The organism is Sporosarcina sp. G11-34, from assembly GCF_026931025.1.
The window spans coordinates 1-14,304 of sequence record NZ_JAHNZW010000008.1; the positions used below are offsets into that span (position 1 = coordinate 1).

Below are 14,304 nucleotides of genomic sequence, written 5' to 3' on the forward strand. Positions count from 1 at the left end.
AAAAAGTGATATCGAATTGTATATTCATTACTATAATAACAAACGAATCAAACAGAAATTGGCGGGCATGAGTCCGGTACAATACCGTCTTCACACCAGCCAACAAGCTGCTTAATATAAAACTCTAACTTTAAGGGGTCACATCATTTACTAGAGTTGCACATCGGTCTTTTTAACTTGCTACACAGAGCGGACATTTTCCGTAAATTTCAAACTTATGTCCTTCAATTTCATAATTAGGTAAGTGCACTTTTATCGTATCCATTGGACAATCAGCAATATTTCGCGTTTTTCCACATGCCGTACAAATGAAATGATGATGGTGCACACCAGGTTCGCACTGCATTCGGAAATGGCGCTCCCCTGTTAAATCCGTTTCTTCCAGTATGCCAAGCTCCACAAATGTAGTAAGGTTGCGATAAATTGTATCGAAGCTAATGCCCGGATTGTCTTGTTCCATAAAGTTTCTGACATCCGCAGCAGTCATATATCGATCATTTCGAGAGAAAAAATCAAGGATTGTCTCCCGATTTTTCGTCCGCTTATATTGTTTTTCTTGCAATATGCGCCACGCCTCATCAAGTGTCATATCGTTTCCCCCTCCGCATGTATTTTCCGTCCACCTTGTCCCTTTTTCCAAGCGAGAACGACCAATAAAATAGCAATAGATGTCACAACAATCGTTCCACCTGGTGCAATATCAAGATAAAATGCCGAAATCAGCCCAATAATAACCGCGGCTTCACCGAAAATAATCGAATAGATAAGCGCACCTTTAAAACTTTTCGCCAGTTGAATCGATGCCGCGACAGGTATCGTCATTAAAGAAGAGACGAGGAGAATTCCAACAATTCGCATCGAAGCGCCAATCACTAACGCTGTAATAATCATAAAAAACATCTGAATGTATTTCGAATTAATGCCAGAAACTCTAGAATACTCCGCATCGAATGATAATACGAAAAGTTCCTTATAAAGAAATCGAATATACCCAATCACAATGACTGCAATCACAACGACAATTAGTAAATCTTGCCTGCTTACAGCAGAAACCGATCCGAATAAATAGCCGATTAAATCCGAACTAAAACCTTTCGATAACGAAATGAATATCGCACCAATACCTATCCCTGCTGACATAATTACAGGTATGGCAAGTTCTTCATAATGCTTATACGTCCCTCTTAGTTTTTCAATTAACAAAGAACCACCGACCGCGGATCCAATTCCCAAGAAGACTGGATTCAGTCCAGCGAAGAATAAAACTTGTTGACTTAAAAATAAGCTACCCGCAATTCCCGCTAACGCAACATGACTAAGTGCATCCGCAATTAATGCAAGACGGCGCACGACAATGAATAGCCCAAGAAGCGGGGCAATCACCCCGATGATCAATCCGGATAGAAAAGCATTTTGCAAAAATTCATAAGACAATAGTGCACTGATCATCGTTTCGCCTCCTCCACGTGTTGATGGACGCGTCTAACCGGATGACCGTACCATTTTGAAATTTTTTCATCGCCCATTTTTTTGTATTCGGATTGAATACCATGGAAATGAATGGTTCGGTTCAAACACGCGACATGCGTAGCCAAATCAGTAACAAGGTCAATCTCGTGTGTAACGAGCAAAATAGCAATTCCGTGGTCACGGTTTAGCTCATTGAGCATAGAATAAAATGACGTCACATTTTGCTGATCAATTCCAACTGTCGGCTCATCCATAACAAGAAGTTCGGGCTCACCCGCTAACGCTCTTGCAATAAAGACCCGTTGCTGCTGACCGCCTGATAATTCACCGATATTTCGACTTTTAAACCTATCCATCCCTACAATTTTTAACGCTTCAACTGCTTTTTTCTCATCTTTTTTTGAAAAACTTTTAAACAGACCTGTTTTCCTTGTTAAGCCGCTTCGAACTACTTCTAAAACAGTGGCGGGAAATCCAGAGTTAAAGGAATTCGATTTTTGTGACACAAAACCAATACGTTCCCTTTGTTTAAACTCTTCAATATTTGACCCAAATAGCTTCACCGAACCCGCATCCGGTGTTAATAATCCAAGAATAATATTAAGCAGTGTCGATTTTCCAGAACCATTTGGGCCAATAAGCGCCCAAAATTCTCCTTCTCCGACTTTCAAAGATATATTTTCAAGGACGGCCGTATGTTCATAATTAAAATTCACGTCATCCAGTTCGATTAATATGTTTTTCATAACTTTTTCCTCTCCGCTTAAGTAGGAATCATTCCGATTCATAAATGAAATTATAAACTATCGGAGACTAAGAAACAACCTTTACAAAAGAAAGGATGTACGAATGGATTATGTACAGCTTTTGAATGAAGTTAAAATGAGTGATGATTATGAAGCGCAGCAAATTGCAAGGTCTTACGGCGTCAATCTTAGCATCACAGAAATAAGAGCACTACGCCCACTTCTCAACGAGATTTCATTTACTTGGGTCTTTACGGGTATCCCCGAAAATTTCATTCGCAAAGTTAGCCAAGCAATTGGGGCAGAAAAAGCAGAAATGCTTTTTAGCATGTATTTAGATGCAAAAAAATAATAAAGCTTTCAAAATTACGCTACTTATTTTTATATCGGCACCTTATAAAAGGATGTCGGCGCTCGATATCCACTTATCGGCGAATCAAGACTTTTTCCTCATAAAAAAGCCCATTTGCAAACCGATTTGTTTGCAAATGGGCTTCCCTTTATTCAGCTTTTAATAATTCGATTTTTTCGGGTTGAAATAATTTTTCTTGAAACATTTCAATTTCAAACTTATATGGGGCCAACTTCTTTTTCGGATCCGCGCCAACAAATGGCGTTTCTAAAATTTTAGGTACGTCTTTAAAGTCTGGATGATGAACGATATATGATAATGGGTCGAATCCTATATGACCGAACCCTATATTTTCATGTCGGTCTTTCATCGCCCCACGCACATTTTTACTATCATTAATATGAATGACAGAAATTCGATCTTTTCCGATGATTTGATTGAATTCTTCAAGCACACCGCCGAAATCATTCACAATATCGTAACCCGCGTCATGCACATGACATGTATCAAAACAAACTGATAAGCGTTCGTTATGGGTTACGCCATCGATAATTGCCGCGATCTCGTCAAAACTACGGCCACATTCCGTCCCTTTACCCGCCATTGTTTCAAGTGCAATTTTAACCGGATAATCTTGAGATAACACTTCGTTTAAACCTTCAATGATTTTAGCAATTCCTTTTTCAGCACCAGCAGTTACATGAGCACCCGGGTGAAGAACGATTTGGTTAGATCCAAGAGCAGCTGTTCGTTCGATTTCTTTTTGAAGAAATTCGACACCGAGCGCAAAAGTTTCTGGTTTAAACGTATTTGCAAGATTAATAATATACGGAGCGTGAACAACAATGTCTGTAATTCCATTATCAGACATATGCTGACGTCCAACTTCTATATTTAATTCTTCCAATGGTTTTCTACGTGTGTTTTGGGGAGCACCAGTGTAAATCATGAACGTAGTCGCTCCGTAACTCAATGCATCCTCACTCGATCCAAGCAACATTTTACTGCCACTCATCGACACGTGAGAACCGAGTAGTAAAGGCGTCTCTTTTGTCATTTTTTACGCTTAATTCTCCTTTCACGCTTTTTAATTTGTTCAATTTTTTGAGTCATTTTCTTTTTATAACCTGGTTTTACTTTTGCCGGCTTTCTCACGAACGAAGCTACTTTATAGTCAATTTCCTCAACTTCTTTAACGCGGTTCTTCCTAGCATGGCGTTCTTTCACTTCAACCCATTGCCCATTCTTAACTTCTTCATGAATGAATGGAATACCCATTTGTTCAATCCGAACGATTTTATCGTCCTCCGATGGATCATAAAGCGTAATTGCTTGGCCTTCTAGACCTGCGCGCGCTGTACGACCGACACGGTGGATGAAGAATTCAAGCTCGTCGGGAAGTTCGTAGTTAATAACATGACTGACACCCGGAATATCAATCCCACGTGCCGCAAGATCTGTTGCAACAATAAATTGAAAATCAAGATCACGGATACGTTTCATCATGCGTGTTCGTTCACGTGGCGATAAATCCCCATGGATTCTACCCGTTTTAATACCCGATTCAGCTAAAAAGTCTGCTAATCGGTCTGCATTTTGTCTTGTATTTGTAAAAATGATTGCTAAGTACGGTGAAATTCCTTCTAGTACTTGAAGTAATTTCTTCTGTCTGTCCATCCCACGAACAGGAACAAGCGAATAACGCATTCCCTCCGTTAAGGATTTACGTTTCCCAATTTGAACGTGGACGGGAGATTCCATGTATTTCGTCAGAAACGGTTTAAGCTTTTCTGGAATTGTCGCAGAAAAGACATACATTTCTAGGTTCTCCGGCATTTTCGAAGCGAACTTATCGATATCCTCAATAAAGCCCATGTCGAATGCAAGGTCTGCTTCATCAATAACAAGAATTTTAGCGGTATGAATTGCAAGCGCACCGTTTTCCGCCATATAACTAATTCGGCCAGGTGTCCCTACAATAATATGTGGATTTGACTTTAGTCTTCCCACTAATCGTTCCTTATCTGTACCTCCGATAAGTAGCGTTCCGCGAATCTCCGTACCTTCTGTGATCTTTGTTAGCTCGTCATAGAGCTGAGATGCAAGTTCCCTTGTTGGAGCAACAATAACAGCTTGCAACTCTTCTAAAGAAGGATCTACCCTCTCTAGCGTCGGAATGAGAAAACTATGTGATTTTCCTGTTCCTGTATGGGCTTGACCAATCGCACTCTTCCCTTTTAAGAGGAGTGGAATAATCTCCCTTTGAATCGGTGTCGGACTTTCAAACCCGAGCCTCCCGATAGCTTCTTTAATAAATGGCTTTAAATTATAATCTGTGAATTTTGACATTTAAATGCCTCCTAACCTACATCTATTGTATCACGATTTCGTTCCGCCGTATGTGAATATTGCATAGTATACAATGAGTTCGTTCATTCTTAACTGAAGAAAGGAGTTTAAAATTGAGATATCAATCCTTTTATCCGTTTGCACTAAACCAACCTCCAACTTATCCTTTAGGACAACCGGGCTTTGAAATACCAACTATGCCAAATCAAGCCCAAGCATTTGGGCAACCTGTTCAAGGCGGTGCACCGAATCAGCCATTTCCTAATCCTTCACAAGGCGGCCCTGAAGCGCCGGGCTCTTCAAAAATGGAATCCTATATGGCAACTGCCAATCAATTTCTAAACACGGCCCAGCAGTTTGCACCCGTCGTCCAACAATTTGCACCAATGGTACAAAATTTACCAGCAATGTGGAAATTATATAAAGGATTTCAATCCCTTCCCCCAGCAGGTTCGGGAGCCGTTGGTGGAAGTGTCGCATCTGCGGCTGCACAATCCGCAGGAAGTAATTCCAATTTCGGTCCATCCGTTCCGCGTATTTTCCAACCACCCGGCTTTTAACTTTGAAACACGGGCACACTCCGTTATAATAGATTGAAGATCCTATTAGAGGAGTGAATTGGATGAAAGTGTTGAAGATTACCCCAAGAGGTTATTGTTACGGGGTTGTCGACGCAATGATCATCGCTCGAAATGCGGCACTCGACAAATCGTTGCCAAGACCTATTTTTATATTGGGTATGATTGTCCATAACAAACATGTTACGGATGCATTTGAAGAGGATGGTATCGTTACACTCGACGGTGATAACCGATTAGAAATTCTTGAAAAAGTAGATACAGGGACAGTTATTTTTACCGCTCACGGCGTGTCACCAGAAGTCAGGGAACTTGCGAAGAGAAAAGGTCTTGTTTCAATTGATGCAACTTGCCCAGACGTAACCGTAACACATGATTTAATTGAAGAAAAAACGAACGAAGGCTTTGATATTATTTACATTGGGAAAAAACATCACCCGGAGCCGGAAGGTGCGATTGGTGTAGCACCAAATGCCGTCCATCTTATTGAAACACTAGAAGATATTGAGCACTTGAATATTACGAACGAAAAGCTTCTTGTGACAAATCAAACAACGATGAGCCAATGGGATGTTAAACATCTTATGGAAGCGTTACAGGAGAAATATCCACACATTGAAATCCACCAAGAGATTTGTCTTGCTACACAAGTTCGACAAGAAGCGGTTGCCGACAAAGCAGGAGAAGCAGACCTTCTAATCGTTGTAGGCGATCCGATGAGCAACAACTCAAACCGACTCACGCAAGTATCGGTTGAAATTGCCAATACGCCTTCTTACCGAATTTCAGACGTATCTGAACTAAACTTGGATTGGTTAAAAGGGATTGAAACTGTCGCCGTTACAGCTGGCGCATCGACTCCAACATTAATCGTACGAGAAGTCATCGCTTTTCTCGAAGACTTCAAAGAAGATGATCCATCTACCCATAATCCGGAACGGAAATTCAAACTAGAACGGATTTTACCTAGAATCAAAAACCCACAACCCGTAGAGCGTATTGAGCCATACGGAAACTAATTAGTAACCCGGCCCTTTCAAGGGCCGGGTTTTTTAAATTCATATAAAAGTAAAAGGTTCTGTGGTAACTTTCGACTCGATGAATTCGACGTCATATTTTGCCGCTATGCAAGCTGTCGTCATATAGTTTGCGACTCCTTGAATCATAACTTTTTCAACATTATGTCCGGGATCGACGACATTTAGACCTATAGCTTCTGCATCGTGAGCCACATGGTAATACAAATCACCTGTTACGAGTACATCAGCACCACGACGTTTTGCAGCGTTTATATATTTATTACCATCCCCGCCAAGTACCGCAACTGTCTTAATCGTTGCCGAAGGATTACCAACAAAGCGAACGGTTGGTACTTCGAATGCAGACTTAACATGTTCTGCAAACTGAGCGAGCGTTAGTTCTTTTTCAAGCGTTCCGATACGTCCCAGTCCCAATTCATTCGTCCGTTGATCAAGCAATAAGATGTCGTATGCGGGCTCTTCATACGGATGGACTCCAAGCATCGCCTTCAATACTTTTTGTTTGATAGAGCTTGGTAATACAACTTCAATCTTTTCTTCAAGAACTTCTTCTACTTCGCCAACACTTCCGATGAATGGTTGGGCACCTTGTGTAGGTGTAAAACGCCCAGTTCCCGCCGTTGTATAACTACACCCCATATAATCGCCTATAGCCCCCGCACCTGCTTGCGCAAGTACCCGTCGAATATCATCGGCATGTGAGACCGGACAAAAGACAGTGAGCTTATACAGTTGTTCAGAATAGGTTTTTTCCACTATTTCTGTTTCCCTGAGTTCAAGTAAAGAAGCAAGCATATCATTCACCCCACCAGGTGCCACGTCCAGATTCGTATGAGCTGCATAGACAGAAATATCGTTTTTAATGCATTTCTCTATCATTTTTCCTTGGGGAGTATCCGTCAGAACACCTTTTAAAGGCCTAAATATAGGTGGATGATGTGCAATAATAAGGGTTGCACCTTTTTCTATTGCTTCATCTACCACAGCCTCATTCACATCGAGCGTAACAAGAACCTTCTCGACTTTTCGGTTCAAAGCACCAATATGTAATCCAACTGGATCCCCTTCCATCGCGTAGCGTTTCGGTGACCACTTCTCAAAAAGAGTAATTACTTCATGTCCATTCACTTTTTTCACGGTTCCAACACCTTTCCGACCAATTCGATATGCCGCGTCAATTGTTCGATTTTCATTTCAATAGCTTCTGTTGCTTTTGCCTTTTCCAGCGAATTCAGTACGCGTTGCCATTCCTCTAGCTCACACATCCATTTTTCTAGAAACACGGAACTCTTTTCCACCCTAAGCAACGGCCCCAATAAAAGATCCAACTCATCATAAGATGATATGCCTTCCACCAAAACAATGATTTCATATATCTTGCCGTCTTCTTTCATAATGTGTTCGTCCTTAATTTCCCATCCATTTGAAACCGCCCATTTTCGAATCGACTCCGCATGAATATTTGGTTGCGTAATAATCCGTTTGACACCCTGAAGATGAGATTTTCCATTTTCTAAAATTGAAGCGATTAATGATCCACCCATCCCTGCAATTGTAACGGTGTCTACTGCGTCTTTTTCTTCAATTGCTAGAAGACCATTTGCCAATCGAACGGTAACTACAGCCGCCAGTCCTTCTTTTTTTACGTTGTGCATCGCTGAATCATACGGACCTTTCGCCACTTCTCCCGCGACCGCTCGTTGAATTTTGCCTGTTTTAATAAGGAAGCATGGTAAATAGGCATGGTCACTACCAATATCCGCCACAACGGCATCTTTTTCTACAAAACTTGCAACAGCTTTAAGTCTGTTTGACAATCGTTCTATAATCAATAAAATCCCTACCTCTCACTGACTTTATTGTATCCTTTTACGCTCTAACTCAAAAGAAAAAAGCCCTCTGTCAACAGATAGATCCTGTTGACAGAGGACTTTTTACATTTCAAAACTTATTTAAGCGATAAAATATAATCTGCCATTTCTTCTGCATGTTCTGCAGGGATGATTGCTGGTGGCATTGAACCTTTACCTTCGTTGATAACCGTAACAATATCATCTGCTGACATTGCTGTTCCCACTAATGCAGGTCCCATTCCACCCTCAAGCTCACCGCCGTGACAGCCGATACATTTTCCAATAGCTACCTCAGGATCGAAGTCCGCTTCTACTTGCTCAGTTCCTTCACCTTCACCAGTGATTTCCTTTTTCTGATCAACTCCATAAAGAGACATGAAGAAAATAAGACCAAGTCCAAGCGAGAAAATCAGGATATAAGGTATTACAGGATTTTTACTCATTGAATTACCCTCCTTCACAAGGATCTTTTCTGTACTAAATACAGTTCACAACTATTATTGTACTGTATTCATCAGAAAACTGAAAGAGGTATCGGCTTTTTTTTCGGTCTTTGTGACAAATTCGACAAACATTTCATAAGTTAACAGCCAATTAGTCTCGCGATGACCATCCGTTGAACTTCTGAAGTACCTTCGCCAATCTCAAGTAGTTTTGCATCACGCATATAACGCTCGACTTCATATTCTTTCATATAGCCATAGCCACCATGGATTTGAATTGCTTCACTTGCGATTTCCATAGCGATTTCAGATGCATACAATTTACACATAGCAGCTTCTTTTGAAAAAGGTCGACCTTGATCTTTTAACCATGCAGCTTTATAGACCATCGTTCGAGCAAGTTCGATTTTCAAAGCCATATCTGCCAGTTTAAATTGCGTGATTTGAAACTTCGATAGGGACTTTCCAAATTGTTTTCTTTCTTGCGAGTATTGAAGTGCACGATCAAAGGCCGCCTGGGCGATTCCTACAGCCATTGCGCCGATTCCAATCCTACCTCCGTCAAGTGTGACAAGGAACTGTCGGAAGCCGTTCCCTTGCGCCCCAAGCAGGTTCTCTTTTGGTACCCGAACATTGTTAAGAACAAGTTCCGTTGTATTCGATGCGTTTAGGCCCATTTTTTCATAATTATCAATAATTGTGAAGCCTTCAGAATCTGTCGGCACAATAATTGCGCTTATTTCTTTTTTTCCATCTTTTTCACCAGTAATTGCGGTAATCGCTAAGTGTTTTGCATAACTCGCGTTTGTAATAAATACTTTTGAGCCATTAATGACATAATCATCGCCATCTTCTTTTGCGGTCGTTTGTGTTCCTCCCGCATCAGAACCGGCATTGGGCTCTGTGAGTCCAAATGCACCGAAAGATTCACCTGTACAAACCGGAGTTAAATATTTTTGTTTTTGTTCTTCAGTACCAAATAAATTAAGCGGTGCGCCCCCCAGCGAAATATGTGCCGAATACGTAATACCCGTAGACGCACATGCACGGCTCAATTCTTCAGTAACAATCGCAAAGCTAGTCGTGTCTGCTCCGCCTCCGCCGTATTCCTCAGAAAACGGTAATCCCATCATTCCCATTTCAGAAAGTTTTTTAAAAATTTCTACTGGAAATTCCTTAGATTTATCGCGAGCGATTGCACCAGGTGCAACTTCCGCATCTGCAAATTCCCTAATCATTTTCCTAATCATTTGTTGTTCTTCAGTCAAATCAAAATTCAACATCAACATCCCCTTTTCGTGTGAACGCTTACACAATACATTATAGCGAATTCTAGGAGACTTGCACACCATTAATTGAAAAATAGAACGATTTTGTAGAATTCATGTGATAAAACGAACATATACAAGCTATTTTCGAACAAAAAACACCGGTAAATGTTTCACCGGTGTTATCTTATTACTCAAGAAAGTCCTTAAGTCTTTTACTTCTAGATGGGTGTCTCAACTTACGCAATGCTTTTGCTTCGATTTGACGAATTCTTTCGCGAGTTACGCCAAATACTTTCCCTACTTCTTCAAGTGTTCTTGTCCGGCCATCATCAAGACCGAAACGAAGTCTAAGAACATTTTCTTCTCTATCCGTTAACGTATCAAGAACATCTTCTAATTGCTCTTTTAATAATTCGTAGGCCGCATGGTCTGAAGGTGATTGCGCTTCGGAGTCTTCGATAAAATCTCCAAGATGTGAGTCATCTTCTTCTCCAATTGGCGTTTCAAGTGAAACAGGTTCTTGGGCAATTTTAAGTATTTCTCGAACTCTGTCTGCGGTAAGGTCCATTTCTTCGCCGATTTCTTCAGGCGATGGTTCACGCCCTAAATCTTGAAGCAGTTGACGTTGAACACGAATTAGTTTATTAATTGTTTCGACCATATGAACAGGTATACGAATCGTACGCGCTTGGTCGGCAATTGCTCGGGTAATCGCTTGACGAATCCACCATGTTGCATACGTACTAAACTTAAATCCTTTTGTATGGTCAAACTTCTCAACCGCTTTAATAAGTCCCATATTTCCTTCTTGAATAAGGTCTAGGAACAACATGCCACGTCCGACATAACGTTTTGCGATACTAACAACTAGGCGTAGGTTCGCTTCAGCTAATTCTTTTCTCGCTGAGTCGTCCCCTTCTATAATTCTTTTCGCAAGATCGACTTCTTGTGTACCCGTTAGTAAATCTACCCTTCCGATTTCTTTTAAATACATTCGAACGGGATCATTAATTTTTACACCTGGTGGTACACTTAAATCATTCAAGTCAAATTTAGTATCTTCTGCTGCCGGTTTTACGGCCTCGGCTTCCACTTCATCTTCTGATTTGCGATCCATTTCAATTCCTTGAGCTTCCACTAAATCAAGAAATTCCTCAAATTGTTCAGGTTCGATTTCAAAAGGAGATAATTTTTCAGTCACCTCATCAAGCGTTAGTTCACCTGTTTTTTTACCCGACTCCAATAATTTTGCTTTAGCTGCTTCTATCGTTAGTTCCATCTCTTTAGACAATTCTTTTTTACCCATCTTACCGTTCCTCCTTCTAACACCGGATTGCGGCTATATTACCGTCAATGAATTCCGGAGCTGTATAATTTCCCTGGCTAGCTCCAGTGCCCGGGCATAATCTTTCATCTTTTCTGCTTCTTTCGATTCGTGCATCTTTTCCTGGATTATTAGTCCAACCCGGTACTTTTCAAGATGACGAATGCAATCATCAACTTCTTCTTCGACATGCTCTGGATCTCGTTCCACCATCGCAGCCTCAAGGACAATTTTCCTTAACTCACGATCCTCCAATGACTCAGCGAATCGGTGGAAGTCAGGTGTCCCATGCTGTTCATAAAATCCGGCAAGATGGACAAATATTGCTGCATAATCGTCACGTATAAAAAGATCGCGTCTTTTTTCTTGAATTCGATCAAAAAGCGCTCCGTCATTTAATAAGTGAAAAAGCAAAAGTCGTTCTGCACGCTCCGTAACTGAAACCTTCCTATTGGGGGTCGTAACAACTTTTAGGTTACTTGTTGGATTTGGTTGAGACTTTTCTTGTTTAGCGTGCTTACCAACCATTTTCATAAATTGTTGATTAATCGCTTCGACAGAAATACTTGTCTCCACGGATAATTGCCGTATGTACATATCCCGTTCTACGGGGGATGTACGCGAGGTGAGTTCCTCGAGAACTTCATGAATGAATTGCAATACATCGTTTTCATAAGAAAGATTTTTTGACCGCTTTGCATAAGCCATAATGAAAGACATATATGCATGTGGATTGCCAATGACTTTCTCACGAAATGCTTCTCCGCCACGTTCCGCGATATAATCGTCCGGATCCATTTTATCCGGTAGAAGCGCTATTTGTACATCCATTCCCTTCGCTGTAGCCATTACGGCAAACCTTTTCGCGGCTTCCCATCCCGCATCATCCCCGTCGCAACAGATGATTATTTCTTTTGCAATTCTTTTTAGTTTTATAAGGTGCGTATCAGACAAAGAAGTTCCCATGACGGCAACACCATTCGCTACACCCGCCCGATCTGCCGATATCGCATCCATAAATCCTTCAAACAGTATTACTTTACCCGTTTTTCGTACGTTAAGACGTGCATTATGAAAATTATATAATATTTGGCTTTTTTCGAATATCGGTGTTTCCGGGCTATTGAGATATTTAGCTTCTTGCTTCTCAACAGATAATGTCCGACCCGAAAAGCCAACAACGCTTCCATTATCGTCATAAAGCGGAAACATAATACGCCCGCGGAACCGATCAAAAAAACCAGTCCCATTATCTTTCATAATGCAAAGCCCCGCACGTTCCATTTCATTTAAATCAAATCTTTTTCGTTTCAGTAAATCCGACAAAGCACTGGAATCTTCAAGTGACCAGCCGATTCCATATTTTTCGATATACTCCCTCGTAAACCCTCTTTTTTCAAGATATTTTAACGCTTTTTCGCCTTCTACAGTATTAAGTAGTAAGTGGCTATAAAAGTTTGCGGCAAGCGTATGTGCTTCAAACATATGTTTAAATTCATTCCGAGGTTTGGCTACGGAGTCGTTGCCTATGGGCATGTCTATTTCAAGACCTGTCCTGCCCGCGAGCTTCACTACTGCTTCAGTAAACTGGCTATTTTCTATATCCATAACGAAAGTAATTGCGTTACCACTCGCTCCACAACCAAAACAATGAAAAAGTTGCTTGTCTTCAGATACAGAAAATGAAGGTGTATTTTCCCCATGAAATGGGCAGAGACCAAACCAATTTTTACCCCTTTTCGTAAGTTGTACGTATTCGCCTATTAAATCTACGATATCGGTACCCGAACGAACTGCTTCAATCGTTTCTTCTGGTATTCTTGTCATTCAATCACCATTTTCTACTGCTTCTAGATTACAATTCTAGATTATCTTCAGAAATCCTTTATAATTCGACAAAAAGTTTCAATTCTTATCCGAAACTATCATTTTACACTATTCCAGTAGCTATTTCGATTATTTAAGACTGTTATTTAAAAATAGAATAGTATGCGAGATGGATTTCGCTAAAAGAAGAACCTGCCCACTAAAAGATTGGAAGGTTCTTCTTTATTATTTATTGTAGCTTGTCATATTACTAATAATGACGTTTGCAGTCTCTTCAACTGCACGATTTGTCACATCAATAATCGTACAACCAATTTTCGATGCAACGTTTTTGAAATGTATAATTTCATTTTCAATACGATCGAGCTGTGCATAATTGGCATCATCTTTTAAACCAAGTGCGATTAGTCTTTCCTTACGTATCGAGTTTAGTTTCTCCGGAGATATAATAAGTGCAAAACATTTTTGGGGATCAATTTGAAATAATTCCTCCGGCGGATCAACTTCTGGTACGAGTGGGACATTCGCTACTTTATATTGTTTATGTGCCAGATACTGTGAAAGTGGCGTTTTGGAAGTTCTTGAAACGCCAATCAATACAATATCGGCTTTTAAAATACCACGTGGATCTCGACCGTCATCGTATTTGACCGCGAATTCAATCGCTTCAATTTTCCTGAAGTAATCTTCGTCTAGCTGTCGAACGAGACCGGGTTCTTCCAATGGCTCTTGCCCAAGTTCGACACCCATTTTTTTTACGAGTGGCCCAAGAAGGTCTATACACTGAATTTTCCTTATGACACACTCATTCCGTAATTTATGTCGCATTTCACTTTTTACAAGTGTATAAACGACGAGCGCTTCTTGTTGTTCTGCTAAATAGGCAATTTCTTGCAATTGTGTTTCATCTTCAATATGTGAAAACCGTTTCACAGAGACCGTGTTAAACCCTTGGTTAAATTGACTTATCGCTGCCTTTGCAACAAGTTCGGCCGTTTCACCGACAGAGTCAGAAACGATGAACAATGATAGCTTTCTCATTGTATCCCCC

At 40.7% G+C, this 14,304-nt stretch carries 16 protein-coding genes; 4 read left to right on the forward strand and 12 right to left on the reverse strand.

The genetic code is table 11. From position 1 onward, the window contains the following. Nucleotides 1-115 (forward strand): IS3 family transposase (locus KSU66_RS12665; protein WP_269050945.1); only part of this gene is annotated, 115 nt, incomplete at its 5' end. A gap of 57 nt (nucleotides 116-172) precedes the next feature. Here the strand turns inward: KSU66_RS12665 and KSU66_RS12670 are convergent. The 3 genes from KSU66_RS12670 to KSU66_RS12680 are packed head-to-tail and all read right to left on the reverse strand — an operon-like array spanning nucleotide 173 to nucleotide 2,216. Further along, nucleotides 173-589 carry a Fur family transcriptional regulator gene (locus tag KSU66_RS12670; protein WP_269051829.1) on the reverse strand — a complete coding sequence of 139 codons (417 nt, stop codon included), beginning with the start codon at nucleotides 587-589 and terminating at the stop codon, nucleotides 173-175. Next, entirely contained in the window at nucleotides 586-1,449 is an 864-nt protein-coding gene (locus tag KSU66_RS12675; RefSeq protein WP_269051830.1) for a metal ABC transporter permease, read from the reverse strand. The genes KSU66_RS12670 and KSU66_RS12675 overlap by 4 nt, the downstream gene beginning before the upstream one ends. Continuing rightward, nucleotides 1,446-2,216, reverse strand: coding sequence for a metal ABC transporter ATP-binding protein (locus KSU66_RS12680; protein ID WP_269051831.1), 771 nt, complete (start codon nucleotides 2,214-2,216; stop codon nucleotides 1,446-1,448). Before KSU66_RS12680 ends, KSU66_RS12675 begins: the two co-directional genes overlap by 4 nt. Nucleotides 2,217-2,319: 103 nt before the next feature. Here KSU66_RS12680 and KSU66_RS12685 point away from each other — a divergent pair, with 103 nt between their 5' ends. Then, nucleotides 2,320-2,568, forward strand: coding sequence for a hypothetical protein (locus tag KSU66_RS12685; protein ID WP_269051832.1), 249 nt, complete (start codon nucleotides 2,320-2,322; stop codon nucleotides 2,566-2,568). A 148-nt stretch (nucleotides 2,569-2,716) separates the two neighbouring features. Here the strand turns inward: KSU66_RS12685 and KSU66_RS12690 are convergent, their stop codons facing one another. Together KSU66_RS12690 and KSU66_RS12695 are read right to left on the reverse strand one after the other, a co-directional pair. Beyond that, the gene (locus tag KSU66_RS12690) at nucleotides 2,717-3,625 is read right to left on the reverse strand and encodes a deoxyribonuclease IV (protein WP_269051833.1); all 909 of its coding nucleotides are present in this window, start codon (nucleotides 3,623-3,625) and stop codon (nucleotides 2,717-2,719) included. Beyond that, nucleotides 3,622-4,917, reverse strand: coding sequence for a DEAD/DEAH box helicase (locus tag KSU66_RS12695; protein ID WP_269051834.1), 1,296 nt, complete (start codon nucleotides 4,915-4,917; stop codon nucleotides 3,622-3,624). Before KSU66_RS12695 ends, KSU66_RS12690 begins: the two co-directional genes overlap by 4 nt. A gap of 113 nt (nucleotides 4,918-5,030) precedes the next feature. Here KSU66_RS12695 and vrrA point away from each other — a divergent pair, with 113 nt between their 5' ends. Next, nucleotides 5,031-5,477 (forward strand): VrrA/YqfQ family protein, encoded by a 447-nt coding sequence (gene vrrA, locus KSU66_RS12700; protein WP_269051835.1) that lies wholly within the window; start codon nucleotides 5,031-5,033, stop codon nucleotides 5,475-5,477. Nucleotides 5,478-5,539: 62 nt separating this feature from the next. Beyond that, on the forward strand, nucleotides 5,540-6,514 hold the full coding sequence (locus KSU66_RS12705; protein ID WP_269051836.1) for a 4-hydroxy-3-methylbut-2-enyl diphosphate reductase: 975 nt from the start codon (nucleotides 5,540-5,542) through the stop codon (nucleotides 6,512-6,514). 39 nt (nucleotides 6,515-6,553) lie between these two features. Here the strand turns inward: KSU66_RS12705 and KSU66_RS12710 are convergent, their stop codons facing one another. From KSU66_RS12710 to KSU66_RS12740, 7 genes are all read right to left on the reverse strand, one after another. Next, nucleotides 6,554-7,672, reverse strand: a complete 1,119-nt coding sequence (locus KSU66_RS12710; RefSeq protein WP_269051837.1) for a Nif3-like dinuclear metal center hexameric protein — start codon at nucleotides 7,670-7,672, stop codon at nucleotides 6,554-6,556. Further along, nucleotides 7,669-8,367 carry a tRNA (adenine(22)-N(1))-methyltransferase gene (locus KSU66_RS12715; protein WP_269051838.1) on the reverse strand — a complete coding sequence of 233 codons (699 nt, stop codon included), beginning with the start codon at nucleotides 8,365-8,367 and terminating at the stop codon, nucleotides 7,669-7,671. The genes KSU66_RS12710 and KSU66_RS12715 overlap by 4 nt, the downstream gene beginning before the upstream one ends. 116 nt (nucleotides 8,368-8,483) lie before the next feature. Continuing rightward, complete coding sequence (gene cccA, locus KSU66_RS12720) at nucleotides 8,484-8,831, reverse strand: cytochrome c550 (protein ID WP_269051839.1); 348 nt, start codon at nucleotides 8,829-8,831, stop codon at nucleotides 8,484-8,486. 140 nt (nucleotides 8,832-8,971) lie between these two features. Further along, complete coding sequence (locus KSU66_RS12725; protein WP_269051840.1) at nucleotides 8,972-10,111, reverse strand: acyl-CoA dehydrogenase family protein; 1,140 nt, start codon at nucleotides 10,109-10,111, stop codon at nucleotides 8,972-8,974. Between the two features lie 178 nt (nucleotides 10,112-10,289). Continuing rightward, a complete protein-coding gene (rpoD, locus tag KSU66_RS12730; RefSeq protein ID WP_269051841.1) occupies nucleotides 10,290-11,408 on the reverse strand; it encodes an RNA polymerase sigma factor RpoD in 1,119 nt (372 codons plus the stop codon). Between the two features lie 33 nt (nucleotides 11,409-11,441). Beyond that, nucleotides 11,442-13,253, reverse strand: coding sequence for a DNA primase (dnaG, locus tag KSU66_RS12735; RefSeq protein WP_269051842.1), 1,812 nt, complete (start codon nucleotides 13,251-13,253; stop codon nucleotides 11,442-11,444). A 225-nt stretch (nucleotides 13,254-13,478) separates the two neighbouring features. Then, the gene (locus KSU66_RS12740; protein ID WP_269051843.1) at nucleotides 13,479-14,294 is read right to left on the reverse strand and encodes a pyruvate, water dikinase regulatory protein; all 816 of its coding nucleotides are present in this window, start codon (nucleotides 14,292-14,294) and stop codon (nucleotides 13,479-13,481) included. Nucleotides 14,295-14,304 lie beyond the last annotated feature (10 nt).

Coding starts and splice junctions, on each gene's coding strand:
- KSU66_RS12670 (WP_269051829.1), bottom strand. CDS start 589: ATGACACTTGATGAGGCGTGGCGCATATTGCAAGAAAAACAATATAAG.
- KSU66_RS12675 (WP_269051830.1), bottom strand. CDS start 1,449: ATGATCAGTGCACTATTGTCTTATGAATTTTTGCAAAATGCTTTTCTA.
- KSU66_RS12680 (WP_269051831.1), bottom strand. CDS start 2,216: ATGAAAAACATATTAATCGAACTGGATGACGTGAATTTTAATTATGAA.
- KSU66_RS12685 (WP_269051832.1), top strand. CDS start 2,320: ATGGATTATGTACAGCTTTTGAATGAAGTTAAAATGAGTGATGATTAT.
- KSU66_RS12690 (WP_269051833.1), bottom strand. CDS start 3,625: ATGACAAAAGAGACGCCTTTACTACTCGGTTCTCACGTGTCGATGAGT.
- KSU66_RS12695 (WP_269051834.1), bottom strand. CDS start 4,917: ATGTCAAAATTCACAGATTATAATTTAAAGCCATTTATTAAAGAAGCT.
- KSU66_RS12705 (WP_269051836.1), top strand. CDS start 5,540: ATGAAAGTGTTGAAGATTACCCCAAGAGGTTATTGTTACGGGGTTGTC.
- cccA (WP_269051839.1), bottom strand. CDS start 8,831: ATGAGTAAAAATCCTGTAATACCTTATATCCTGATTTTCTCGCTTGGA.
- rpoD (WP_269051841.1), bottom strand. CDS start 11,408: ATGGGTAAAAAAGAATTGTCTAAAGAGATGGAACTAACGATAGAAGCA.
- dnaG (WP_269051842.1), bottom strand. CDS start 13,253: ATGACAAGAATACCAGAAGAAACGATTGAAGCAGTTCGTTCGGGTACC.
- KSU66_RS12740 (WP_269051843.1), bottom strand. CDS start 14,294: ATGAGAAAGCTATCATTGTTCATCGTTTCTGACTCTGTCGGTGAAACG.